At 62.9% G+C, this 24,456-nt stretch carries 20 protein-coding genes; 8 read left to right on the top strand and 12 right to left on the bottom strand.

Annotated features, from left to right (window positions below; all coding sequences use genetic code 11):
- Positions 1-320 precede the first annotated feature (320 nt).
- Positions 321-716, bottom strand: coding sequence for a hypothetical protein (locus BVH01_RS19930; RefSeq protein WP_075931973.1), 396 nt, complete (start codon positions 714-716; stop codon positions 321-323).
- Between the two features lie 138 nt (positions 717-854).
- Between BVH01_RS19930 and BVH01_RS19925 the strand changes: the two genes are divergently transcribed.
- Positions 855-1,985, top strand: coding sequence for a M14-type cytosolic carboxypeptidase (locus BVH01_RS19925; RefSeq protein ID WP_075931972.1), 1,131 nt, complete (start codon positions 855-857; stop codon positions 1,983-1,985).
- On the opposite strand, the gene BVH01_RS19920 is transcribed toward BVH01_RS19925, so the two are convergent.
- The 3 genes from BVH01_RS19920 to BVH01_RS19910 form a co-directional block, all read right to left on the bottom strand.
- Positions 1,986-2,516: a hypothetical protein gene (locus BVH01_RS19920; RefSeq protein ID WP_075931971.1), complete on the bottom strand. Its 531-nt coding sequence runs from the start codon at positions 2,514-2,516 to the stop codon at positions 1,986-1,988.
- A gap of 154 nt (positions 2,517-2,670) precedes the next feature.
- Complete coding sequence (locus BVH01_RS19915; RefSeq protein WP_075932120.1) at positions 2,671-5,043, bottom strand: ATP-dependent DNA helicase; 2,373 nt, start codon at positions 5,041-5,043, stop codon at positions 2,671-2,673.
- Entirely contained in the window at positions 5,040-6,680 is a 1,641-nt protein-coding gene (locus tag BVH01_RS19910; protein ID WP_075931970.1) for a VRR-NUC domain-containing protein, read from the bottom strand. Before BVH01_RS19910 ends, BVH01_RS19915 begins: the two co-directional genes overlap by 4 nt.
- A 150-nt stretch (positions 6,681-6,830) precedes the next feature.
- On the opposite strand from BVH01_RS19910, the gene BVH01_RS19905 reads away from it, so the two are divergent.
- The 7 genes from BVH01_RS19905 (at position 6,831) to BVH01_RS19875 (ending at position 15,760) form a co-directional block, all read left to right on the top strand.
- Entirely contained in the window at positions 6,831-7,991 is a 1,161-nt protein-coding gene (locus BVH01_RS19905; protein ID WP_075931969.1) for a nitrogen regulation protein NR(II), read from the top strand.
- Positions 7,992-8,099: 108 nt separating this feature from the next.
- Positions 8,100-9,542 carry an ATPase domain-containing protein gene (locus BVH01_RS19900; RefSeq protein ID WP_083652103.1) on the top strand — a complete coding sequence of 481 codons (1,443 nt, stop codon included), beginning with the start codon at positions 8,100-8,102 and terminating at the stop codon, positions 9,540-9,542.
- A gap of 30 nt (positions 9,543-9,572) precedes the next feature.
- Positions 9,573-9,935: a PleD family two-component system response regulator gene (locus tag BVH01_RS19895; RefSeq protein WP_075931967.1), complete on the top strand. Its 363-nt coding sequence runs from the start codon at positions 9,573-9,575 to the stop codon at positions 9,933-9,935.
- A gap of 135 nt (positions 9,936-10,070) precedes the next feature.
- Positions 10,071-11,747, top strand: coding sequence for an ATP-binding protein (locus BVH01_RS19890; RefSeq protein WP_075931966.1), 1,677 nt, complete (start codon positions 10,071-10,073; stop codon positions 11,745-11,747).
- 395 nt (positions 11,748-12,142) lie between these two features.
- Entirely contained in the window at positions 12,143-13,252 is a 1,110-nt protein-coding gene (locus BVH01_RS19885) for a nitroreductase family protein (RefSeq protein ID WP_083659508.1), read from the top strand.
- On the top strand, positions 13,249-14,565 hold the full coding sequence (locus tag BVH01_RS19880; protein WP_075931965.1) for a flippase: 1,317 nt from the start codon (positions 13,249-13,251) through the stop codon (positions 14,563-14,565). The genes BVH01_RS19885 and BVH01_RS19880 overlap by 4 nt, the downstream gene beginning before the upstream one ends.
- Before the next feature lies 1 nt (position 14,566).
- Positions 14,567-15,760 (top strand): polysaccharide pyruvyl transferase family protein, encoded by a 1,194-nt coding sequence (locus BVH01_RS19875; RefSeq protein WP_075931964.1) that lies wholly within the window; start codon positions 14,567-14,569, stop codon positions 15,758-15,760.
- A gap of 736 nt (positions 15,761-16,496) precedes the next feature.
- Here the strand turns inward: BVH01_RS19875 and BVH01_RS19865 are convergent.
- The 8 genes from BVH01_RS19865 to gmd all read right to left on the bottom strand — a co-directional run bounded on the left by BVH01_RS19865 (position 16,497) and on the right by gmd (position 24,406).
- Positions 16,497-17,291, bottom strand: coding sequence for a WecB/TagA/CpsF family glycosyltransferase (locus BVH01_RS19865; protein WP_075931963.1), 795 nt, complete (start codon positions 17,289-17,291; stop codon positions 16,497-16,499).
- 228 nt (positions 17,292-17,519) lie between these two features.
- Positions 17,520-18,950: a mannose-1-phosphate guanylyltransferase/mannose-6-phosphate isomerase gene (locus BVH01_RS19860; protein ID WP_075931962.1), complete on the bottom strand. Its 1,431-nt coding sequence runs from the start codon at positions 18,948-18,950 to the stop codon at positions 17,520-17,522.
- Entirely contained in the window at positions 18,947-19,699 is a 753-nt protein-coding gene (locus tag BVH01_RS19855; RefSeq protein WP_075932118.1) for a WecB/TagA/CpsF family glycosyltransferase, read from the bottom strand. The genes BVH01_RS19860 and BVH01_RS19855 overlap by 4 nt, the downstream gene beginning before the upstream one ends.
- A gap of 62 nt (positions 19,700-19,761) precedes the next feature.
- A complete protein-coding gene (locus BVH01_RS19850; protein ID WP_075931961.1) occupies positions 19,762-20,526 on the bottom strand; it encodes a glycosyltransferase in 765 nt (254 codons plus the stop codon).
- A complete protein-coding gene (locus tag BVH01_RS19845) occupies positions 20,489-21,772 on the bottom strand; it encodes a hypothetical protein (protein ID WP_075931960.1) in 1,284 nt (427 codons plus the stop codon). Before BVH01_RS19845 ends, BVH01_RS19850 begins: the two co-directional genes overlap by 38 nt.
- A gap of 69 nt (positions 21,773-21,841) precedes the next feature.
- Positions 21,842-22,303: a GDP-mannose mannosyl hydrolase gene (locus BVH01_RS19840; RefSeq protein ID WP_075931959.1), complete on the bottom strand. Its 462-nt coding sequence runs from the start codon at positions 22,301-22,303 to the stop codon at positions 21,842-21,844.
- Between the two features lies 1 nt (position 22,304).
- Positions 22,305-23,279, bottom strand: coding sequence for a GDP-L-fucose synthase (locus BVH01_RS19835; RefSeq protein ID WP_075931958.1), 975 nt, complete (start codon positions 23,277-23,279; stop codon positions 22,305-22,307).
- 2 nt (positions 23,280-23,281) lie between these two features.
- Positions 23,282-24,406 (bottom strand): GDP-mannose 4,6-dehydratase, encoded by a 1,125-nt coding sequence (gene gmd, locus BVH01_RS19830; RefSeq protein WP_075931957.1) that lies wholly within the window; start codon positions 24,404-24,406, stop codon positions 23,282-23,284.
- Positions 24,407-24,456: the final 50 nt, after the last annotated feature.

The raw sequence follows: 24,456 nt of genomic DNA, 5'->3' as shown, positions 1-24,456 counted from the left end.
TGTGTTTTCCTACGCCCCGCAGGAAAATCGCTGGCGAGCCGACTCCTACGCCGCGCCGGGCGGCACGACTGTAGCCGATGGCGCAGCCTCGGAAGATTCCGGGTCAAGGATGCACTTTGCTTGCCGGGGAATGGGCTCGGAGATGGATCTCGCAATAGCCACATTTGAATTGTGGAAGCCGCGACCCCGCGGCGAATGCTAGGCAACCCGCAAATATTCAGGATGGCCACAACCGCATTCGCGCCGGGTCGACGCTCCTACCCGATTGGAGTCGAACCCTATAGCGCGAGAGGGCGGATCTTTTCGCTGGGTCGGATTACTCAGTCGGTCTCATCATCACGGATCAGCACGTAGCTGCTGCCGTTCTCGTCGTCCAGGCGCTCGCAAACGAAGTACATCTCGACCTTGCCCGCGTTCATGGCGGCCAGCAGGTCACCGGCCTGGGGCGTGAAAAAGGCTTTGGAACCCGGCTTGGCTTCGCAGGCGATCAGCGCGGTGACGAACAGTGCCGGGTCGGTGCCGTCGAAGTAATCCTCGCGTTCGGCAGCGTCCCACTCCTGGGGCGGCTCGAACGAGCCTGTGAACAGCACCTTGGCATCGCCCAGGTCTTCTTCCTCGGCGTCCAGGTCGTCCTCGTCCGGGCGATAGACCGTGCAATCCAGGGCGTCGGCGGCGTCCAGCACGTGCTGGCGGTTTGGGTCATCGGCTAGGGACACGGTAGCTCCGCTGATTCAGTAAATGAAGGCGCCAGTGTGCGGCGGCGCACCGCGCGCTGCAATCGTCACCTGTGCATTTCCTCGGCGCCGGGAACCTGCGATGCTGCGGCCACCGTGAACACAGCAACGAGCAGAGCCATGAAGATCAGTTCGGATTTCGACAGCGGCAACATCCTCGTGCAGGACGCCAGCGACCCGCACAAGGTGCTGCTGGCCATGCGCAAGGACCTCAACAGCGACCATTTCCAGTGGTTTCATTTTCACGTCGAGGGCCTGACTCCCGGCGCGCGCCACGACTTCAGCATCACCAATGCCGGACAGTCGGCCTACAGCCATGCCTGGACGGGCTACCACGCCGCCGCTTCGTACGACCAGCAGAGCTGGTTCCGGGTGCCGAGCCGTTTCGAAAATGGCGCGCTGCACTTCGGCCTGGAGCCTGAGCAGGCGCAGATCTGGTTCGCCTATTTCGAACCCTACAGCCGTGAGCGCCACGCCGCGCTGATCGGGCAGGCACGGGCCTTGCCAGGTGTCGAACTGCAGGCCTGCGGGCACAGCCTCGAGGGCCGCGATATCGAGCTGTTGCGCGTGCATCGTCATGCGAGCGCGACGCGCAAGGTATGGATCATCGCCCAGCAGCATCCGGGCGAGCACATGGCCGAGTGGTTCATGGAGGGCATCATCAAGCGCCTTGGCGATGCCGGCGATAGTGAACTGGACACCTTGTTGCAGCAGGCCGATCTGTATCTGGTGCCGAACATGAATCCGGACGGCGCGTTCCGCGGCCATCTGCGCACCAATGCAGCGGGTCAGGATCTCAATCGCGCCTGGCAGTCGGCGAGCCTGGAGCGAAGCCCGGAGGTCCTTTTCGTCCAGCAGGTGATGCGCGATGTTGGCGTGGATCTGTTTCTCGATATCCACGGCGACGAGGAAATTCCCCACGTATTCACCGCCGGCTGCGAAGGCAACCCGGGCTTCACGCCACGCCTGGAAGCCCTGGAAACCGAGTTTCGCCAGCGCCTGGTGGACAGTGGTGCCGAGTTCCAGACGCGTTTCGGCTACCCGCGCAGCGCGCCGGGCCAGGCCAACCTCAACCTGGCCTGCAATGCAGTCGGGCAGGCGTTCGATTGCCTTTCGTTCACCCTGGAGATGCCCTTCAAGGACCATGACGACACGCCGAACCCAACGACCGGCTGGAGCGGCGAGCGCTCGATGAAACTGGCGGGCGATATGCTCGGCGTGATCGGCCAGATGGTCGGCCGCCTGCGCTGATCAGGCATGCTCGTGCAGGGTGCCTTGTTCATCCTGCGTGGCCTGCAACTCCTGGAGGGTCTGCATTTTTTCGGCGATTTCCCGTTCCGCCGCGGCGCGCTGCTCAGGGGGCAGGTTCTCCAGTTCTTCCTCGGTCATGCCGACTTCCTTGAGGATCTTATCGCGCATCTTCTCCGCCGGCGTCATGGCCATGTAGGCCATGAATTCATCCACGGCGCTCGGCTTGGCCAGGGCTTTCGCCTCGTCGCCGGTCGACAGTGCGCCCGCGCTCTGCCCATCGTCACTACTGGTCGGGTTGGACGTGCTGTTGAGGGTGACGAGCATCCGTGCGAAGGCTTCGTCGTACGCCTGCTGATGGGCGTTGGCGTCATCGCTCTTGAACGCCGGGGCTACCCGCTCGTTCTCGCGTGGTTTGCCGGGCTCGACAAGAAGGGCTGCATCGCTGCTTTTCTTGAAGTCCAGTTCCTCGGCGCGGGTGCGCTGCAGCGCAGTGCTCATGCCGTAGTGGGTGAGCGAACCGATGATGCTCATGGCGTGCCTCCTTGACCGTGAACCTGTAGCTCAGCAAGGCCTGTGCCATGCCGCTGCGTGCTGGTAACTGGCTGATATCGATAGTTATTTTTTCTGGTACCGATACCCGGAAGGCAGGCTTTTGCCACGGGCGGCAAGCGGCTGCCGGCTTGTCTCAGGCTGGCGGGTCGAAAAGGCCGCGTTGGCCGAGGGCGGGCAGTTGCTGGGCTGGCGACGGCTGCGAGCGTGTTGTCGGTTGCCGGATCATCGCCGGCATGGGCGTTTGCGGTACCCGGCTGCGTTGCACCTGCCACCAGCCCGGCAGTAGGGCACGCACTTCGGGTTGGGTGAAGCGGTCGTCCATCAGGTGCACCACGCCGCTGTCCTGGGGCGTGCGGATTACCCGCCCGGCGGCCTGCACGACCTTCTGCAAACCAGGATACAGATAGGTGTAGTCGTAGCCGCTGCCGAACATTTCGGCCATGCGCAGCTTGATCTGCTCGTTGATCGGGTTGATCTGCGGCAGCCCCAGGGTGGCGATGAAGGCGCCGATCAGCCGGTCACCCGGCAAGTCGATGCCTTCACCGAACACGCCGCCGAGCACCGCGAACCCGATACCCTGGCCGCCGGGCTCGAAGCGCTGGAGAAACTGCTGGCGTTCGCCTTCATCCATCTGCCGCGCCTGCACCCAGCGCGTCAGTTGCGGGTGCTGGTGGTCGAACAGTTCCAGCACCTGCTGCAGGTAGGCGTAGCTGCTGAAGAACGCCAGGTAGTTACCCGGGCGCTCGCTGAACTGCCGCGCCATCAGTGCCACGATGGGCGCCAGGGAGCGCTCGCGGTGCTGGTAGCGGGTCGACAGGTTGCTCACCGCCTGCACCTCGAGCTGCGCGGCCTGGAATGGTGATTCGACATCCACCCACGGCGTCGCCTCGGGCAGGCCGAGCAGGTCGGCGTAGTAACGGGCCGGGCTCAGGGTGGCGGAGAACAGCGTGGTGCTGTGGCTGTCCTCGAAGCGCGGGGCCAGGAAGGGCGCCGGCACCACGTTGCGCAGGCACAGCACCGAGTGGCTGCGCTTGCGCAGATCCTGCTTGCGGGTGATATCGAACAGCGAGTGCGGGCCGAAGGCTTCGGCCAGGCGGCAGAAAGCCATGGCGTCGAGGTAGAACTGCAGCAGCTCGCCATCGTTGCCGGTGGGCTGGTCGGTGAGGTGGTCGGTGAGCGCGCTGACCGCTTTCTGCAGGGACAGGAGCAGCAGGTCCGGCGGCTGCGGATAGGTCTGGTAATCCTCGCGCTGTTCCTTGTGCAGCTGCTTCCAGTGCCGGCTGATGCGCGTCAGTACCGCGCTCAGGCCCTTGGGGGCGTTGCTGCGCATGGCCTCGAAGCGTGCCTGGTCGAGTTCGGCGCTGTACATGCGCCGGGCGCGCTCGATCAGGTTGTGGGCTTCGTCGACCAGCAGCGTCACCCGCCATTCGTTGATCAGCGTGAGGCTGTAGAGCAGGGCGCTGAGGTCGAAGTAATAGTTGTAGTCGCACACCACTACGTCGGCCCAGCGGGTCAGCTCCTGGCTCAGGTAATAAGGGCAGACTTCATGCCGCAGGGCGATCTCGCGCACCGCAGCCTGGTCCAGCCAGACGCGCTCGACCGCCGCCTGGCGGGCAGCCGGCAAGCGGTCATAGAAACCGCGGGCCAGCGGGCAGGACTCACCATGGCAGGCCTTGTCAGGGTGCTCGCAGGCTTTGTCCCGCGCCACGTGTTCGAGCACCCGCAGGGGCAGGGCGTCGCCGCGCAGAATTTGCAGGGCATGCAGCGCCAATTGGCGGCCCGGCGTCTTGGCGGTCAGGAAGAACAAGCGGTCGAGCTGTTTTTCCGGGAACGCCTTGAGCTGTGGAAACAGCGTGCCCAGGGTCTTGCCGATGCCGGTGGTGGCTTGGGCCATCAGGCAGTGGCCGTCTCGCGCGGCGCGGTACACCGCCTCGGCTAGTTGCCGCTGGCCGAGGCGGAACTCGGCGTGGGGAAAGCGCAGCTCGCTCAGCGCGGCGTCGCGCTTGCGGCGGTGCGCCTGCTCCTGCTCGGCCCAGGTGACGAAGCGCTGGCACAGCGTCTCGAAGAACGCCTGCAGCTCGGCGGCCGTGCGGGTTTCGCGAAACACGCTTTCCTTCTGGGTCAGCACGTTGAAATACACCACGGCGAGATCGATCTGCGGCAGGCCGCGGCTCTGGCAGAGCAGCCAGCCGTACACCCGCGCCTGAGCCCAGTGCAGTTGGCGGTGGTTGTCGGGAATACGGGCGATGTCGCCGCGGTGGGTCTTGATCTCTTCGAGCAGGTTGCCTAATGGGTCGAAGCCGTCGGCCCGGCCGCGCACCTGCAAGGAGGCGAACTCCCCGGCCAATGGCACTTCGGCCTCGTAGTGCTCGCCGCGCCGGGCGACCACCGTGGCGTGGCCGGCCATGCCCTCCTGGGCGGTGGGCGAGGGCGTGAAGCGTAGGTCGAGGTCGCCGCATTTGGCGGTGAACTCGCACAGGGCACGCACCGCCACGCGGTAACTCACGCGTCGGCCCACTGCACGTAACAGACGTCCACCGGCATGTCGTGCTCGGCGCAGAACGCCAGCCAGCGCCGCTGATTGTCCTGCAGGCGATCACCGGGGCCTTTCACCTCGATCATCCGGTAGCGCTTCTCCTCGGGCCAGAACTGGATCAGGTCCGGCATGCCCGAGCGGTTGGCCTGGATATCGCCGAGCAGGCGGCGAAACCAGGCTTGAAGATGTGCCGCCGGCAGGCAATCCAGGGCCTGATCGAGCAGCGTTTCGCTGAGCACGCCCCAGTACACGAACGGCGACTGGATGCCGAATTTGTCGTGGTACATCTGGCGAATGCTGTCGCGGTAGCGTTGATCATCGAGCTGCGCCAGGCATTCGGCAAACAGCGCGCGGCGGCGTGGGTAGAAGTCGGCGGTGAGCAGATCCGCCGGGCCATGTTGGAATGGATGAAAGAACGCACCGGGAATGGCAGCGAAAATCGCCGGCCAGCAGAGCAGCCCGAACAGGCTGCAGATCAGCGTGTTCTCGACGTAATGCACCGGTGCCTCGGTGCGCTGCAGGTGCAGCTGCACCCGCTGCTCGACCGACAGCATGGGCGTTCTGGGCAGTTGCAGATCCAGGCGTGCCGGGGCCTGCGCCCTGCTGCGTTTTTGCGTCGGCAGACCCAGATGACGGGCCAGGCGCAGCAGGGCCCGTTCGGCCAGTTGCAGCTCGCCGTCGCTGACCGGTTCGGCCACGGCCAGGCTGGCCAGCTCGAAGGCCTCGCGGTGCTGCAGGGTGCGCTCCAGCACGCGGATACGCCGTTGCCGCGCCGCGCCATAACCGCTGCTGGCGTAAACCTGCAGTGCCAGATCGAACTCTGCGCAGCGTTCCAGATGCTGGCCGATGCGAAACAGCAACTTGGCGCGGCGCTCGGCAATATAGGGATTGTCATAGCGGCGCGCGTCGATGCAGGCGAGTAGTTGATCGCTGATTTCGCCTGCCTCGAAGACTTCGCGGCAGCGCTGCAGGTGCAGGTAGTCGTCAACGTCCTCGCGGCAACGCAGGGCTCGCGAGTCCGCCGGGAAGTCGACCCTCTCGTAGCGAAAGATGCCCAGGTCGGCGAGCACGAACTCCGACCACTCCTGGCGCAGGTTGCCAAAGAACATCAGACGCAGGCGCTCGCTCAGGTCATCGATGGTCAGGCTGTAGAGCGCGTCGTCGAGCGCCGGGCACCAGGCGGCGAAGGGCTGGCTGGCCTGGAACTGCTCGGCGAGTTGCAGGGCCAGGTCGTCCTTGCGGGCGCGGCGGTCGCTGAGCTGGGCGGCGAAGCTGGCGACGATCTCGTCCTTGCGCAGCAGGCCCAGCAACGCATCGAGTGGCAACGGCGCATCGTCGAGCACCCAACCAGTGGCGATCAGCGCTGCAACTGCCTGGCGGCAGCAACCGATCTCTTCGTAGTTGAGCTTGCTGGCGCGAAAGTGCACGCCTTTACGCATGATCATCCGTACCAGCAAGGCCTGGGCCGACCAGTCGAGGGCATCGAAGGCCTGTAGGAAAGCCTGTTCGCGGGCGTCGAGCAGGTCGGCATGGCGATCGCCGATCCAGGCCAGGGCCTTGCGAAAGTTGTGCAGGTAATAGAAACGCAGATCGATGCTTGAAGACATGAGGCAGGCGGGGTACTGTTTTTTTATACAGATATCAGGCCGCCCGTCATCTGGCAATCGCCGCGGGATGGACGGATGGTACAACTCACTGTCACTCGGCATCGGTCGCGGACTACACTGCACCTCCATCGCCGCCTGGAACGGGTCATCATGAACAGCCAGTTTGCGCCTCTCTCGCCAGGCACCTTGACCGAGCGCCACTATGAAATGCTGGTTCAGGCGGTGGTCGACTACGCCATCTTCATGCTTGATCCCGCCGGCTTCGTGGTGTCCTGGAACGCCGGCGCGGCGCGTATCAAGGGCTATGACGCGACCGAGGCGATCGGCCAGCACCTGTCCGTTTTCTACACCGACGAGGACCGCCGCGCAGGCAAACCCGCCTACCTGCTCGAACGGGCGCTGCGCGAAGGCCGGGCCCAAGACGAAGGCTGGCGGGTGCGCAAGGACGGCACGCGTTTCTGGGCGCTGGTGGTGATCGATGCGATTCGCAATGAGCAGGGCGACGTCATCGGTCTGGCCAAGATTACCCGCGACATCACCGACCGCCGCGAAGCCGAAGGTCGCTACGACGCTCTGCGTGCCCAGCTGTTCCAGGCCCAGAAACTGGAGGCCCTTGGCCAGTTGAGCGGCGGCATGGCCCACGATTTCAACAACCTGCTGACCATCATCCTCGGTGCTGCCAAGCTGGCCAGCCGCACCGACGATCCCGAGCGCCTGGCCAGCCTGTTGGACAACATCCAGACGGCCGGCGAGCGGGGCGCGCAAATGACCCGCAACCTACTGACTTTCGCCCGCAACGAGCCCAAGCACACCCGCCAGGTCGCCCTCAACGAACTGCTGGATTCGGCTGCCACCTTCTTCAGCCAGGCGCTGCCCAGAACCATGACCCTGCAGATGCAGGTGGACGATGCCTTGCACACCGTGGAGCTGGACCCCAGCGAGCTGGAAATGGCCCTGCTCAATCTGGTTCTCAATGCCCGCGATGCCATGGGCGGCGTCGGCACGGTGCAGTTGCAGGCAGGTAACCGACAACTGGCGGGGGAGGTGGACGGCCTGCATGGCGCCTTCGTGGTGATCGCCGTGGCGGACCAGGGCTGCGGCATCGACCCGGCGATTCGTCCACGGTTGTTCGAGCCGTTCTTCACCACCAAGGACGTCGGCAAGGGAACCGGGCTTGGCCTTTGCCAGGTCTATGGTTTTGCCCGCCAGGCGGGTGGCGGGGTGCAGGTCGAGAGCGTGAGCGGCCAGGGAACCATCATGGCGATCTACCTGCCGGCATACTGTGCTCAGGCGGCAGTTGCGCCGGCATGAACATGGTAGTATCGCCAATCACCTTTTCAGCCAGCGCTGCGGGGCCTGGGAAATGCGTATGTCGACCCAGGCCATATTTGCGTAAATTCGACTGAGGCAAGCCAGATCTTGGAACAGCTACAACGCCTTCAAAGTGGGATCGAGGGACTTGACGCTCTGTTGAAGGGCGGTCTGGTGGCCGGTGCATCCTATATCGTTCAGGGGCGCCCCGGCTCAGGCAAGACGATTCTCGCCAACCAGGTCGCGTTCAACCACGTGCGCGACGGGGGCCGTGTTCTGGTGGCCACTCTGCTGGCAGAGTCCCATGAGAGGCTCTTTCAGTTTCTTTCTACGATGACCTTCTTCGACCCGACCAAGGTCGGCGCCGAGATCCAGTTCGTCAGCGCCTTCGACACGCTGGAAAACGAGGGGCTCGACGAAGTCGTCAAGTTGCTGCGGCGCGAGATCAGTCGCCAGAAGGCCACCTTGCTTATCGTCGACGGCCTGCTCAACGCCCGCTCCAAGGCGGAGAACCAGATCGACACCAAGAAGTTCATCTCCGAACTGCAGGGCCATGCGGCCTTCGCCGGGTGCACGGTGCTGTTCCTGACCAGCTCGCGGCTGGACGACGGCAGCCCCGAACACACCATGGTCGATGGTGTGATCGAGCTGGGTGAAGAGCTGTTCGGCGCCCGCTCGGTGCGCCGCATTCACCTGCGCAAAACCCGCGGAAGCGGCGCCCTGTCCGGCCTGCACGAGTGCGAGATCACCGATGACGGGCTGGTTATTCATCCGCGTCTGGAGAGCCTCTACAGCCATCCGAGCCAACCGGACAGCGATACGCTGCAGCGCGTCTCCAGTGGCATCCCCAGCCTGGACGACCTGGTCGGTGGTGGCCTGTCGGCATCGTCGGTCACCCTGATCATGGGGCCGGCGGGCGTCGGCAAGACCACCCTGGGACTGAATTTCCTGGCGCAGTCTACAGCCGAGGAGCCGGGCCTGCATTTCGGCTTCTATGAAACGCCGCAACGCCTGCGCCTCAAGGCCCAGGCCCTGGGCATCGACCTGAATGCACTGGAAGCCAGCGGCGCGCTGCACATCATGTGGCAGCCGACTACCGAAGGGCTGATCGATGGTGTAGGCGCACGGGTCATCAAGGCGGTGCGCGAAAAGGGCATCAAACGCCTGCATATCGACAGCCTGGGCGGCATGGCCCGTTTGGCCACCGGCAGCGCGCGCCTGATCGAGTTCTTCAGCGCATTGATGAGCCAATTGCGCGCCATGGGGGTCACGGTGTTCGCCACCTGGGAAATGCGCGACATTTTCGCCGCCGAGATCAACGCGCCGGCGCCGGAGTTGTCGAGCATCGTCGACAACCTGATCCTCATGCGCTTCGTTGAAAAAGACGCTGAACTAAAGCGGCTCCTATCCATCCTTAAGATGAGGGACAGCCGTTACGATCCCTCGCTCCTGGAAGTGGTCATCAGTGATCATGGTATTGAACTCAGCAAGGCCTTCAGACATGCGGCTGGTGCGCTGTCGGGCAATGCCGTCCCTGCGCAGGACGCCTGAGCCATGTGTGCCTGACCGAGCCGAAAAACTATGACAACCATCCTGATAGTCGACGACGAATACCTGATAGCGGATATTCTCGGCTATGCCATGGAAGACGAAGGCTACATGGTGGTGAAGGCCAGCAATGGCCGTCGCGGCCTCGAGGTGCTCGACCGTGAGCGCCCCGAGTTGGTGATCACGGATTTCATGATGCCGGTCATGGATGGTCTAGAATTCGCCCGGGCCGTTCGCGCCAGGCCCGGCTCGGCGGAACTGCCGATCATTCTCATGAGCGGCGCTCAGGGCAGCGTCGGGCGCGCCAGCCCCGAGCTGTTCGCCGCGGTGTTCGACAAGCCCTTCGACATCAATCTGGTCATCGCCAAGGTCAAGGAACTGATCGGCCCGAGCTAATCGCACTTACCTGCCCGGTAACGCTCTCGTTCTCCTCTTCACAAGCGGAACGCCTCTTGGCCGTAGCGGTCGAACGCTGCGCAAGCCGAGGCGCGTATTCATGCGCCCCGAATAGAGCCGTGTGTCGAGAGTGCGATGTCCATGGATGAAGGTGCAGGGCGGGCGTCGGTCGATGCCAGATTGCCCATCGCGAAGTCGGTATCGCGGATGGGTGGCCGTGATCGTCTGGTCACTGCTGGGCGTGCTGCCAAGAAGTTCGCCCACATGCTGCATCAGCGCACTGACGTCGATGCGGGGAGTCCGTCGATGAGCATCCTGATCTGCAGCCACGAGTCCCGCCAACTGATGCCGCTGCTCGAACCCCTGGGCGCGACCTGCCGTGTAGTCCATGATCTTGGCGCAATGCTCGATGCCCTGGATGGGCGGGTCGATACCGTGCTGTTGGCCGAACAGATGTTCGCTGGAGCGGACGATGCGCAGCTTGCCCGGCTCGCCGAATCGGCCGTTCCGGTCGTGATTCTTGGCGTTGCCGGTCACGCTCAGTTGCCACCGCTGACCGGTCGCGCTTCCACCTTGCTGGTGGAGCCACCTTTCACCGCTCGCGCCCTGTGCAGCGCGGTGATGGCGCTGAAGGGCCGCTCGCGAGCGGATTCTGAACGACGCTCGTCTGACGAGGAACTGGCCCAGCAGCAGAGCCAGCGGATGGACGCCGTCGAATCGGTAGTCGATGGTGTGGCCCATGACTTCAACAACATGCTGACCGGCGTCATCGGCGCGCTCGACATCATGAAACGGCACGTGGCCGTCGGGCGCTTCGATGACCTGCCGCGCTTCATCGAGGCTGCCAGTATTTCCGCCGACCGCGCCAGTGCGCTGACCCAGCGCTTGCTGACGCTTTCCCATCGTCAGCCGCTGGAGGCGCGACCCGTCGAAGTGGGGCTGCTGCTGGTATCGCTCGAGGCGCTGATCAGGCGCTCCATCGGCGATGGCATCTCCCTGCAGGGCGACTATCGGCATGGCGCCGTGCGCGTGCTTGCCGATGCACGGCAGCTGGAAAGTGCGATGCTCAGCTTGGCCGTCAATGCCCGTGATGCCATGCCGGGCGGCGGGCAGATCGGCCTGCATACATCGCTCGTCGATCTGCAGCAGGAAAACCGCGCGGCCTTGCCGGATCTGAAAGCCGGCCGCTATCTGCTGATCGCCCTGTCGGATACCGGCAGCGGCATGAGCAGTGAGACCCTGGAGCGGGTCTTCGATCCTTTCTTCACCACCAAATCGGTCGGTCAGGGCAGTGGCCTGGGGTTGCCCATGGTGCATGGCTTCGCACGCCAGAGCGGCGGCCAGGTGACCATTCACAGCGAGCCCGCGGTAGGCACTACGGTGCGTCTGTACCTGCCTGTGGTCGAGACGCCGGCCCGCGAGGCCGACAGGCCAGCCAGCGAGGCACCACTGGCGCGCTCGCGCATTCTGCTGGTCGAGAGCGATTCGTCGGTTTGCCTGTTGGTTGGCGAGGTAGCGGCCGAACGCGGCCATGATCTGGTCAATGCCGCCGACCCGCAGGCAGCGCTCGATCTGCTCGATCGCGAGGCGTTCGACCTGTTGATTACCGATGTCAGCCTGCCCGGGATCAGCGGTGTTCAGCTAGCCAAGGCGGCGCAGGGCGTACGCCCCGGATTGTCGGTTCTGCTGGTCGTCGCTGCATCGGATATCGGCCAACTGGCTGCGGCGCCTGCGCTGAAAAGCATCGCCAAACCATTCTCCATGCGTGAGCTGGGCGAGACCCTTGGCGAGCTTCTGCCGGGGCGATCCTGAGCGCTCGCGGCACGCTGCCACGGCCTTTCGGCAACTTTTTTCACGCAAAGCATGCGGATGCGGAATCAAAGCGTTGCTCCGTAGTCCTAAACCCTGACAACGAATAGCGGCACCCCAGAACGCCGCCTCCAACACCCTCGAAGCACCGGGTTGGATGTCGAACCGTTGCAGCACCAGAAGCCGTTTTTTATGCCTGCGCCCGAACCGCGGAGCAGTGCGTGCGGTGGGTTGCCAAGGGAAGGGATGCTGCTCTCTGCACGACCTCGATGAGCATTCACGGGTGTGCAGATGCGTGCGGTTCGGTTGCTAACTGCCAGCGTCCATCAATCGAGTGTCGCCGTACCGTTACGGCGATTGTGGGGGAGATATTAACCATTGAACGGTAATCACAGCCTATGAAAATGTTGAAGGAATCCCTCAAGAAGGTCTTGCCGCGGGACAGTATCGATAACCTCAAGGCCTTGCAGAAGAAACTTGCCATGGGCTGGATCCGCGCGCTGTCGCGCTCGGCCATGTTGCGCCGTTTCCATTACTCGTTCTTCTCCTCGGCCTTCGACCGCGAAGCCTATGCGGTAGTGGTCGGCCACCTGCAGCATGAGCAGAACCTCTCCGGCGCCGAGCCGGTGAACTACTTCCTGCGTCGCGCCGTGCACCGCATCGAGAAGGGCCTGATCATGCAGCCGCGGCGCCAGGTGTTCGCCCTCGACTACATCAATGACACCGTGGACAGCTACATCGCCTCGCTCAACGGCAACGTGGATCGTGACGAGGTCAGCTGGGCCCATGACGTGCTCGCCGAGTACTTCGCCGTCACCGGTGATCACCCGGTGCTCAACCGTGCCCGCGAAAAGTTCGCCCGTTTCGAGCGCCCCAGTGGCTCGCCGGAAACCTTGCGTCATCCGGACGCCGAGCGCGTGCCGTTCGCCGCCGACGTGAGCACGCCCAGCGTGGATTTCACCGCCATGCGTCAACTGGCGATGAAGCGTCGCTCGGTGCGCTGGTATCAGCAGGATCGCCCGGTGCCGCGCGAGGTGATCGACAAGGCCGTGGAAGTCGCCGTGCAGTCGCCGAGTGCCTGTAACCGCCAGCCTTATCGCTTCGTGGTGTTCGATGACCCCGCTTCGGTGGCCCAGGCCTCGCGCCTGCCCATGGGGGTGGCTGGCTTCGATCACAACTTCCCGGCCATCGTCGCCGTGGTCGGCCGCCTGCGCGCCTACCCCCACGTCCGTGATCGCCACGTGATCTACATCGATGGCGCCCTGGCGGCGATGTCCTTCATGTTCGCGCTGGAGACCCAGGGTGTGTCGTCGTGCTCGATCAACTGGCCGGACATTCCCGAGCGCGAAGAGGCGGCGGCCAAGCTTCTCAAGCTCGACCCGGATGAGCGCATCGTGATGTTCATTTCCCTTGGCTACGCCGCTGATACCGGCCTGGTGCCTTACTCGCAGAAGCTCTCGCTGGAGGAAGCCCGCAGCTACATGCGTCTGGAGTCGTCCGCTCGATGAGTGCCTCGCGTGTCCAGGAGGGCATGAAGTACCTCCTCAATTCCGGCTGGATGCTGGCCGAGAAATTCCTGATGCTGGCCATCGGCCTGGCCACCACGGTGGTGCTGGCGCGCTACCTGGGGCCCGAGGATTTCGGTTACCTGAATTATGCGCTGGCGCTGTTGGGACTGCTCAGCATCGTCGTGCACCTGGGGCTCACTGGTCTGGTGGTCAAGGAGCTGCGCAGCAACCCGGACAACGAAGACCAGATTCTCTCCACGGTATTCGTGATCAAGGTGGGCTGCTCGGTGATCGCCTTCGCGATCATGATGAGCACCTACCTGTTCGGTAACGACCAGAACTTCCTGGTGCTGCTGTTCACCGCCCTGGCGCTGTTCTTCACCCCGTTCGAAATGCTCATCGACTGGTTCCAGGCGCGGGTGCAGGCCAAGTACGCGGCGGTCGCCGGCTTCGTCGGCCAGCTGGGCGGCAACGGCCTGAAGATGATTCTGGCCATCGCCGGCGCGGGCCTGGTGTACATCGCCCTGGCTCACGTGGTGGTGGTCATGGTCACCTCGGCGATCCTGGTCAGCTACGCGGTGATGCTCAAGCGCGATTTCCGCTTCGACTTTTCCTGGCCATTGGGCAAGACCCTGCTCAAGAAGAGTTTCCTCATCTTCCTGGGCTCACTGTCGGCGGTGATCTACCTCAAGGTCGACCAGATCATGCTGCAGTACATGCTCGGCGAATACGCCGTGGGTGTGTACTCGGCGGCGTCGCGACTGTCCGAGGCCTGGTACCTGATCCCGACCATTCTCATGGCGTCGGTCTTCCCGAAGATGATCGACCTGCACAAGACCGATACCGCCGGCTACAACCGCTTCATGCAGGTGGCGCTGGACGTGCTGTTCTTCATGGCCTTCGCCCTGGCCGTGGTGGTGTTCTTCCTTTCCGACTGGATCGTGCACGTCCTGTATGGCGCCCAGTACGCCGATGCCGGCCCGGTGCTGGCAATCCACATCTTCGCCGCGACCTTCGTGTTCATGCGTGCGCTGTTCAGCAAGTGGATCATCATCGAGGAGGCCTTCATCTTTTCCCTGGTCACCCAGGGCCTCGGCGCGCTGAGCAACATCGTGCTCAATTACTACCTCATCCAGAGTCACGGTGTGGTCGGTTCGGCCTGGGCGACGCTGATTTCCTATTCCATCGCCGGTTACGTGAGCTTGCTGCTGTCACGCAAGACACGGCCGCTGTTCATCATGATGACCAAGAGTATTTGCCTGCACGTGTTCCTAAGCGTGCCCCAGTTGATTCGTGAATTCAGGAGAACGTGATATGTACGTCGAGATTCGCAAAGCCGGTTTCGTCAACAAGGGGGCTGCGCTGATGCTGCACGCCGCCCTGCAGCAAGTGCGCAAGAACGTGCCGGCTGCCAAGGTGGTGATGGAGCCCGGCCGGGCCAATAGCCCCTATCCCTATTTCAATCGCGCCTCTCTGGGGCTGTATCAGAAGGCCTGGCTGTGGCGTAAGGGCATCCCGTTCGGCGACCTGGCGGCGCTGGTACCGGCTGGCATTCGCGAGCAGTACGGCATCGTGCTCGACAAGGATATCAACGTGGTGCTGGACGCCGCCGGCTTCGCCTACAGCGACCAGTGGGGCCCGGATCTGTCCGAGGAACTGGCGCGCTCCAGCCAGCGCTGGAAGAAGCAGGGCTCCAAAGTGATTCTGCTGCCCCAGGCGTTCGGCCCGTTCCGTGACCCGCGCAGCCGCGAGGCGGTGAAGGCGTTCGTCGACAACTGCGACCTGATCTTCGCCCGGGAACAGATTTCCTACGATTACCTGACCGAGATCGTCGGCGAGCGCGACAACATCAAGATCGCCCCGGATTTCACCAACCTGATCTCGGGCCCGGTGCCGGACTATTTCGACCCCGAAATTCATCAGATCTGCCTGGTACCCAACTGCCGCATGCTCGACAAGACCAACGACAGCATCGCCAAGGGCTATGCGCCGTTCCTCGAGCGCGCTGCCAAGGCGCTGGTCGAGCGTGGCGCCAAGCCGTTCCTGCTGATCCACGAAGGCGAGGGCGATGCGCGTCTGGCCGAGCAGGTCTCCAGAGCCGTAGGGGGATTGCCGATCCTGCGCGAGACCGATCCGCTGGCCATCAAGGGCATCCTTGGCGCTTGTCGCGGCACCCTGGGCAGCCGCTTCCACGGCCTGGTCAGTGCGCTGTCACAGGGCGTGCCGTCGCTGGCCACCGGCTGGAGCCACAAGTACCAGATGCTGTTCGCCGACTACGGATTCTCCGAAGGCGTACTGGACATCAACCTGAGCGACGAGGAGCTGAACCGCGCCCTCGACAACCTTACCGATCCGGTGCAGATGCAGGCGCTGTCTGCGCGCTTGAACGCGCACTCCGCGGAGCTGAAGACCCGTACTCAGGCGATGTGGAATGAGGTGTTCGCGCTGATCCAGCAGGGCCGCAGCGTGGGTAGCGAGAAGCCGGTCGCGGTGGCGACAGGTCGTTAAATGGATAGGGGCGACGCAGCATCCGCTGCGCCGCCTTTTCCAGCGTGCCAGACTTCTGTAGGGGGACGCCTGTTGATACCGGATTGGCAAGTTTGTGTGCGTTTAGGGATGTTTTCGGCGCTCAAGCAACCTACCGGCTTATCGACGTCCTACTGACGTCTCCGGTTTCGCCCTGTCGGGCGAGTCACTTTTGCGGGCAAAAGTAACCAAAACCCTCCGCCCGATCATCCGGCCCCGGCTGCGCCGGGGTTCGCTCATTCCATCGCCGTTCCAGAGGCCCGCCGCGAAGGGCCATCCATGGCCCATCGCGGCTCTCGCGGCATCCATGCCGCTCAACCTCTTCCACGACGATTCCATTCGCCCTCCTGGACGGGCTCTGCACGCCCTCTAAATCGCAGGCAATTCACCAGAGTTTCGTATGTTTAAAGATGGGCCCTTGGAAGCCGACCCTCGGAGCCTCGGAACGACGATGGAGCGAATAAACCCCGACGTAGTCGGAGCCGGATGATGGGGGCGCTTTCTTTTGCTTACTTTTCTTTGCACGCTTCAACGAAAAGTGAGTCGTCCGAGGGGGCGAAACAGGGAGTTTCTGCACACAACGCAGTTGCGTCTAAACACCTAACGAGAAGACAAACGGATTTGCCAGTCCGGCGCCAAGACGGATGTTCCTGAGATAATCGCAAAAAAACGCCCGGAAGATGCACTCGTCCGGGCGTTGTAGTACCGGTAGTCGACCTCAGGATTTTCGGTCGTAGGCGCCTTGCTCACTGACCGCGACCTTGCTGTCGCGGCCGTTGCGTACGATGTAGTAGAAGAACTGCGGAATGCCCAGCACGTAGCGGGCGAACAACCGACGCGGCTCCATCAGCAGGCGATAGGCCCACTCCATGCCAACCTTGCGAAACACTTCAGGCGCCCGGTTGAAGCGTTGGGCGGCGAAATCCAGGATCGCACCACCGCAGATCATCAGGGCAGGGCGGTTGAGGTTGCGCTGCAGGGTGACGGCGACTTCTTCCTGGCGTGGCATGCCCATGCCCATCACGATCAGCGGGATCTTGCCCGGCTGCAGGTGTTCCTGGACGAATTCCAGGTAGCGCTCCACCGGCTGGAAACCATCGATGGTGTGGTGCTCACGACCACGGAACAGGGCGTTGGCACCTTCCTCGGTCCACGGCTCGCAGGTTCCCATGGCGAACAACTGGTACTGGTCGCTACGTTCGTCCTGTAGGGCGTGCTCGATCAGCGCCGGAATGAAATCGGTGCCGTTGAGGTTGGCGCCGGGCGCCAGGCCGTTCAACTGGCAGGCCAGTTTGATGCCGATGCCGTCGCGCAGCAGGTGGTTGATCTGCAGGAAGTGGCGGCGAGCGCGCTTGTCTTGCTGGATCAGGTTGTAGCCATGCTGGTTGAGAAAGCCGACGATGGTCGGTTTCTTCGGAGTGCTCAAGTCTTCGAGCAACGGCGTCACATCATGTTCTTCCAGCAACTTCAGTTTGTGAATAACGGGGTCGTACAGGAGTTTGGAAGTTTTCACGGGCGAGCCTCGTTGTCGGAAAGTAGGAGAATTATCCGGTGTGTGTTCACGTGGGCTTCGCGCTTTGCTTGTTCTTGTAGAAATCCGTTTGATCGCGAGATGTAAGGCATTCCTTGCCCCATCGGGTGTGAACTGGCAGAGCCATGGCAGGGGTGGCGAACCACCCGGCGAAGGGGCCCCAGAGGGCCCCGGTGATGGGCGCCTGCGCACATGAGCGCTGGCCTGACCTCAGGCCGCGGAAACCTTGAGTTCCTTGACGCGGCCATAGTTGTCGGAGAAGCGGATGATATCGTCTTCGCCCAGATACGTCCCGGACTGTACTTCGATCAGCTCGAGCGGAATCATGCCCGGGTTTTCCAATGCATGAATCTGGCCAATCGGGATGTAGGTCGACTGGTTTTCGGTGACCATGTAGGTCTCATCGCCATTGGTCACCTGTGCAGTGCCGCTGACCACGATCCAGTGCTCGGCACGGTGGTGGTGCATCTGCACGGACAGCTTGGCGCCGGGCTTCACGGTGATGCGTTTGACCTGATAACGCGCACCGTTGTCGATGGAGTCGTACATGCCCCACGGACGATAGACTTCGCGGTTGTTGAGATGCTCGCAACGCTCTTCGCGCTTGAGCTGCTCGACGATGCGCTTGACCTCTTGGGCCTTGTCCTTGTGCGCGACCATGACAGTGTCCTTGGTCTCGACGATGATCAGGTCCTCGACGCCCACGGTGGTCACCAGGCGATAGTCGGCATGCACGTAGTTGTTCTGGCTGTCGTGGCTGAGCACGTCGCCCTTGTGCACGTTACCCTGTTCGTCCTTGTCGCTGACGTCCCACAGGGCGGACCAGGAGCCGATGTCGCTCCAGCCGGCGTCCAGTGGCACCATCACGGCGTCTTCGGTCTTTTCCATCACCGCGTAGTCGATGGAGTCTTCCGGGCAGGCGGCGAATGCTTCCTTGCCGATGCGCACGAAGTGCATGTCTTCTTCGCTTTGCGCAGTGGCCCGGCGGCAGGCTTCGAGAATCTCCGGCTGCCAGCGCTGCAGTTCTTCGAGGTAGCGACTGGCGCGGAACATGAACATGCCGCTGTTCCAGAAGTGCTCGCCGGAGGCCAGGTAACGCTCGGCGTTTTCGCTGTCGGGCTTCTCGACGAACTTCGCGACGGTGAAGCCACCTTCGCCCGCCGCGGCGCCTTTCTGCAGGTAGCCGTAGCCGGTCTCGGCATGGGTCGGCACGATGCCGAAGGTCACCAGCTTGCCAGCCTGGGCGAAGGGCAGGGCGGTTTCCACGGCGCGGTGGAACGCGTCGACGTCCTTGATCAGGTGATCGGCGGCGAGGATCAACAGCACCGGATCGTGTTCCTTTTCCAGCGCCTTGATCGCTGCCAGGGCAACCGCGGGAGCGGTATTGCGGCCTACGGGCTCGAGCAGGATGCTGGCGTTGTCGATACCCAGAGTGCGCAGTTGCTCGGCAGCGAGGAAGCGGTGCTCCTCGTTGCAGATCAGGCATGGCTGGCTGACCTTCAGGCCTTCCAGGCGGCGAATGGTCGCTTGCAGCATGGACAGCGAGTCATCGGCGATCGGCAGGAACTGCTTGGGGTTGAGTTGGCGCGAAAGCGGCCACAGGCGCGAGCCATTACCGCCGGAAAGAATGACAGGAATCATCGTGGAGCTCCTCCCATGAAGAGTGATTGCCGAAGGCGGAATTCTCGGACCAGAATCGGCAGGATCAGGAACGCGTCGCGGACGTAACGGCCGACCAGACGGCGTGGTTCGGTATAAGCACGGTGTAGCCATTCCAGCGAGTAGCGTTGCATCCACATCGGGGCACGCTGCAACTTGCCGGACAGGAAGTTGATCGAGGCGCCGACGCACAGGCCGATGCCGACGGCCTGGTCGGTCTCGAAGATCTTGTGCGCGAGAATTTCCTGGCGCGGGCAACCCACCGAGAGCACCACCAGATGAGACGGATGCTCGACGACGAAGGACAGGCAGGCCTGAATCGCTTCTTCGCTGTCGATGAACCCCATCGGCGGGTTGTGGTGGTGGAAGTTGATGTTCGGGAAGCGCTCACGCAGCCGTGCGATGTCATCGTCTTCGCAGCCGATGATGGTCACGTCCCAGGCACGCTCATCGGCGATGCCGATCAGTTCGGCGGTCAGGGTGCTGCCGGGAATGGCGTCCTCGACCGGCACCTTGAGCATGCGCAGCAGCGGCAGCAGCACGCGGCTGTCGCAGATGCGGTGGCGCGCCACGGCATAGGCGCGTTTGAGGTCGCGGTCGGTTTCCAGCTGCACCACGTGATTCACGTTGGGCGTCACGATGTAGCTGTACTTGTCGGTGCTGTGCTCAACCAAGTCCTCGATCAGGCGATCCTTGGTGCCAGCGTAGAACTCGATATCAAAGGCCTTCATCAACACCTCTTTGCGCCACTGGCGCGTATCACGCTCGGGCAACGATTCGTATTGCTCGCGATTCATTTGCCCAAAGCCGCTTTCAGCAACTTGCTGTGGGTATGCACGTAGTGCAGGACATACAAAGAGATGCTATGCAACGGCGATAGTTTCATGACCTCCCGACGAATGCGCATGTCTTCCTTGAGCGCGTCGAAGCGACGGCTGGTGGAAACGCCGGTGGTGTCGAAGATGCACAGCGGCGACTCGATCTTCAGCACATCGCGCTGATGATCCTGGCCCTGCAGGAATTCGACGATCATGCAGTAGTCGGCCGAGAGCTTGAAATCGTCGCGAAAGCGCACCTTGCGCAGGCGCTCGTTCTCGAAGTACATCGCCTGGTGGCTGGAGGGCATGCCCAGAACCAGGTGCTCGATCTTCTTCGCCTTTTGCGGCGTCAGGCGCCCGGCGGCGTCCTGCAGGTGATAGTCGCCATACACGTAGCGCGGCTTGCCCGGTGCGCGCTCGATGGCATCGGCGACCTTCTGCAGCACGTTCTCGTCGTAGAAGAAGTCGCCGCTGTTGAGGAACAGGGTGTAGCCCTCGGTCGCCGAGCCCTTGATCAGGCCCTTGTTCATGGCGTCGTAGAGGCCCTTGTCGCGCTCGGAGGTGATCTCGGCGTAGGGCTCGTCGATGGTCGCCAGCCACTCGGCGCCGCCATCGGTGGACGCACCGTCGACGACGATCCAGCGGAAGTTGCGGTAGGTCTGGGCAGCCACACTCTGGTAGGTCTGCTTGAGACCCTCCAGGTTATTCCAGTTGATGGTTACGATACTGAATTGGGTCATGGCGTGTGCCTCTGATCTCACGAGTCGGGGATGCTTGCGCGGCGTATGCGCGGGAGTAGTACAGGAAGCAGGCGGCACCGATGCCCAAGATATCGCCGCCGTACATCAGGGAGTTGGACAGGAACATGTTGAGCATCTGGAACCAGAAGATCAGCTGGAAGGCGCTGAGTAGCGGGCCTTTCTCGGGGCAGCGCTTCATGATGCGCAGGTAGCCGAAATAGAAGATCAGCGCAATCAGCGGCGTGAGGAAGCCGTAGCGGTAGTAAACGCCGAAGATCCCCACGTCTGACAGGTAGAAGTGCGGGTTGTAGAGGGCACCGAAGCCGCCTTTCCACTGCAGTGACAGTGAGCCCATGCCGATGTACATGTTGTCGGCGATCGCGCCGATGATGATCGCCGTGGTGTTGTCGCGTACGCCCGGGCCGGTGGTGGCCTCGTCGAGCAGCGCCTGGAACTTGTCGAACTGCGCGTAGTAGAACTCCGGGAACATGAAGAACGAGGCTACCAGAATGGTCGCGGCGAGCAGGCCGAGCTTGAGCAGCGAGTCGATGCGGTCGCGGAAGATCCACAGGCCGGCCAGACACCAGATGATCATGGTCTGGCGCGTCTGCAGTACCAGCCACAGGTAGGACGCGAAGAACAGCAGGGTGAAGACCTTGGGCAGCGAAATACGCGCCTTCATGCTGTACATCAGCATGAAGGCGCAGATGGTCACGTAGCTCGAGCCGATGCGGTAACGGTCAGGGCGCAGCAGCGCGTCGCCGGCATCCTTGGCGTCCATGGTGAAGGACAGGCTGGCGTTTTCCGGGATGATCTTGAAGAAGTAGCAGTAGCCGATGAAGGCGCACGTCAGGCCCGAATACAGGAAGAAGTTCTCCAGGTGCTTCTGGGTCGGCGCGGTCTTGATCATCAGGAACAGCGCCGGGAAGAACACCAGGTAGGCGAAACTGCGGCGCTCTTCGAGCAGGCCATAGATGAACGGCTGATCGAAGTTGAGCTCGGCCATGATCGCCGAGACGACCGGCAGTGCCAGGCCCATGAAGATGATCCACAGGCTGGTCTTGGACTGGTAGATACGCTTCCAGACCAGGAACAGCGCGGCGGAGGCGCCCAGCAGCCCGAGCAGCCACAGCTCGCGCAGGTAGGGGATGCCAGCCTTCTTGTCGTCGGTCAGAAAGAAACAGGCCGAGTTCAGGACAAACAAGATCAGCAGCAGATTGCGGTATGCCAGGAGTTGCTTGAACAAGCTCGCCTTCCCATATCGAAATTGTCTTGGCTCACAGGCGACGCCGCGTAGGCGTGCCTCGCGAGGTATCTAGTACAGCGCCTGCAAGTAATCGCGGGTGTTGCCGTGGATGCGCGGTTCATTGCGCATCTGCTCGAGCGGCCACCAGCGGTAGCGACCGTGTTGCACGCTGGGCGGCTGCAGGTTCTGTTGCGCGTCCAGCTCCAGTGCGTAAGCGATGACGACGTAGTGGGTATCCGGCGCGGTGCCGAACACGCTGTCGTCATAGAAGTGCTCGTACACGCCGAGCAGCTTGCCCTGGTCGCGGCTGAACGCCTGGCCCAGTTCTTCCTGGGTCAGGCGGGCGAACGCCGCGTCCAGCGTTTCGTTCTTGAGAATGCGCCCGCCGGGCGCGAACCAGCTGCCCTGGGCGGGGCGGTTGAGCCGCTCGCCCAGCAGCAGTTCGCCCTGCGGGTTGCGTACCAGCAGATCGATGGACACCAGCGGCGTGCTGGCGACCACGGTCTTGAAGGTGTCGGCCGGCAGGAACATGTCAGCCCCGTACGTCGTCGATGTTGTCGACGAACCAGCGGTAGGCGTCACGCAGGCCGCTTTCCAGGTCGATGCTCGCCGTCCAGCCGAGCTTGGCCAGGCGCGAGACGTCCATCAGCTTGCGCGGCGTGCCGTCGGGCTTGCTGGCGTCGAAGCTCAGGCAGCCCTGGAACTCGGTGACCCGCGCGATGGTTTCGGCCAACTCGCGAATGGTGCAGTCCTGGCCGGTGCCCACGTTGATGTGCGAGAGCATGGGCTGGGTGTGCGCCTGGTAGGTGGCTTCATCCAGGTTCATCACGTGGACGCTGGCCGCGGCCATGTCGTCGACGTGCAGGAACTCGCGCATCGGCGTACCGCTGCCCCAGATCACCACTTCATCGTCGCCACGCAGGGTCGCTTCGTGGAAGCGGCGCAGCAGGGCGGGGATGACGTGGCTGTTTTCCGGGTGGTAGTTGTCGTGCGGGCCGTACAGGTTGGTCGGCATCACGCTGCGGTAGTCGCGGCCATGCTGGCGGTTGTAGCTCTCGCACAGCTTGATCCCGGCGATCTTGGCGATCGCGTAGGGCTCGTTGGTCGGCTCCAGCACGCCGGTCAGCAGCGCTTCTTCACGCATTGGCTGCTCGGCATGCTTGGGGTAGATGCACGAGCTGCCCAGCGACAGCAGCTTCTGCACGCCGGCCTCGTGGGCGGCGTTGATGACGTTGGCCTCGATCATCAGGTTCTGATAGATGAAGTCGGCCGGGTACTGGTTGTTGGCGTGGATGCCGCCGACCTTCGCCGCGGCCAGGTAGACCTGGTCGATGCGTTGCTCGGCGAAGAAACGCTTCACGCTGGCCGCATCGACCAGGTCCACGCTTTCGCGTGGCGCGGTGATGATGCTCTGGTAACCCAGGCTCTGCAGGTGGCGCACGATCGCCGAACCGACCATCCCGCGATGGCCGGCGACGAAGACGCGCTGGTTGAGAAGCGCGCTCATGCTCAGTTCTCCACGGAGACTGGCAGTTCGTGGCCGTGCTCCTTGAGCAGGGCGTGGCGCTGGGCGACCTTGAGGTCTTCGCTGACCATCTCGGCGCACATTTCCTGCACGGTGATCTCCGGCGTCCAGCCCAGCTTGGTCTTGGCCTTGGTCGGGTCGCCCAGCAGGGTTTCCACTTCGGCAGGGCGGAAGTAGCGCGGGTCGACACGCACGATCACGTCGCCGACTTTCAGCGCCGGTGCCTTGTCGCCGTCGATGCGTTCGACGATGCCTTGCTCGTCCACGCCGTTGCCTTCGAAGCGCAGGTGCACGCCCAGTTCGGCCGCCGACCAGGTGATGAATTCACGCACCGAGTACTGCACGCCGGTGGCGATCACGAAGTCGTCCGGTTGCTCCTGCTGTAGCATCATCCACTGCATGCGCACGTAGTCCTTGGCATGACCCCAGTCACGCAGCGCGTCCATGTTGCCCATGTACAGGCAAGGCTCCAGGCCCTGGGCGATGTTGGCCAGGCCGCGGGTGATCTTGCGGGTCACGAAGGTCTCGCCACGGCGCGGCGACTCGTGGTTGAAGAGGATGCCGTTGCACGCGTACATGCCATAGGCTTCACGGTAGTTCACGGTGATCCAGTAGGCGTACAGCTTGGCGACCGCATAGGGCGAGCGCGGGTAGAAGGGGGTGGTTTCCTTCTGCGGAATTTCCTGCACCAGGCCGTACAGCTCGGAGGTGGAGGCCTGGTAGAAACGGGTTTTCTTTTCCAGGCCCAGCAGGCGGATGGCCTCGAGGATGCGCAGGGTACCCATGGCATCGACGTCGGCGGTGTATTCCGGGGCTTCGAAGCTGACCGCTACGTGGGATTGCGCGCCGAGGTTGTAGACCTCGTCAGGCTGTACTTCCTGGATGATGCGGGTCAGGTTGGACGAGTCGTTGAGGTCGCCGTAGTGGAGGATGAAGTTCTGGTTGTCGACATGCGGATCCTGGTAGATGTGATCCACACGCTGGGTGTTGAAGGACGACGCGCGGCGCTTGATGCCATGCACCTGGTAACCCTTTTCCAGCAGGAACTCGGCGAGGTAGGAACCGTCTTGACCGGTGATACCAGTGATGAGCGCTTTTTTCTGTGCCATTGCAAAATACCTGCGATATTCAATTGATTAGAGAGCTGTAGCCAAATCGC

Source organism: Pseudomonas sp. PA1(2017) (assembly GCF_001945375.1).
Classification (GTDB): Bacteria; Pseudomonadota; Gammaproteobacteria; order Pseudomonadales; family Pseudomonadaceae; genus Aquipseudomonas.
This window is presented reverse-complemented; position numbering and strand designations above follow the sequence as displayed.

Coding starts and splice junctions, on each gene's coding strand:
- BVH01_RS19835 (WP_075931958.1), bottom strand. CDS start 23,279: ATGAGCGCGCTTCTCAACCAGCGCGTCTTCGTCGCCGGCCATCGCGGG.
- BVH01_RS19850 (WP_075931961.1), bottom strand. CDS start 20,526: ATGACCCAATTCAGTATCGTAACCATCAACTGGAATAACCTGGAGGGT.
- BVH01_RS19840 (WP_075931959.1), bottom strand. CDS start 22,303: ATGTTCCTGCCGGCCGACACCTTCAAGACCGTGGTCGCCAGCACGCCG.
- BVH01_RS19910 (WP_075931970.1), bottom strand. CDS start 6,680: ATGTCTTCAAGCATCGATCTGCGTTTCTATTACCTGCACAACTTTCGC.
- BVH01_RS19885 (WP_083659508.1), top strand. CDS start 12,143: ATGAAAATGTTGAAGGAATCCCTCAAGAAGGTCTTGCCGCGGGACAGT.
- BVH01_RS19920 (WP_075931971.1), bottom strand. CDS start 2,516: ATGAGCATCATCGGTTCGCTCACCCACTACGGCATGAGCACTGCGCTG.
- BVH01_RS19905 (WP_075931969.1), top strand. CDS start 6,831: ATGAACAGCCAGTTTGCGCCTCTCTCGCCAGGCACCTTGACCGAGCGC.
- BVH01_RS19855 (WP_075932118.1), bottom strand. CDS start 19,699: ATGAAGGCCTTTGATATCGAGTTCTACGCTGGCACCAAGGATCGCCTG.
- BVH01_RS19895 (WP_075931967.1), top strand. CDS start 9,573: ATGACAACCATCCTGATAGTCGACGACGAATACCTGATAGCGGATATT.
- BVH01_RS19890 (WP_075931966.1), top strand. CDS start 10,071: ATGTCCATGGATGAAGGTGCAGGGCGGGCGTCGGTCGATGCCAGATTG.
- BVH01_RS19860 (WP_075931962.1), bottom strand. CDS start 18,950: ATGATTCCTGTCATTCTTTCCGGCGGTAATGGCTCGCGCCTGTGGCCG.
- BVH01_RS19925 (WP_075931972.1), top strand. CDS start 855: ATGAAGATCAGTTCGGATTTCGACAGCGGCAACATCCTCGTGCAGGAC.
- gmd (WP_075931957.1), bottom strand. CDS start 24,406: ATGGCACAGAAAAAAGCGCTCATCACTGGTATCACCGGTCAAGACGGT.
- BVH01_RS19875 (WP_075931964.1), top strand. CDS start 14,567: ATGTACGTCGAGATTCGCAAAGCCGGTTTCGTCAACAAGGGGGCTGCG.
- BVH01_RS19880 (WP_075931965.1), top strand. CDS start 13,249: ATGAGTGCCTCGCGTGTCCAGGAGGGCATGAAGTACCTCCTCAATTCC.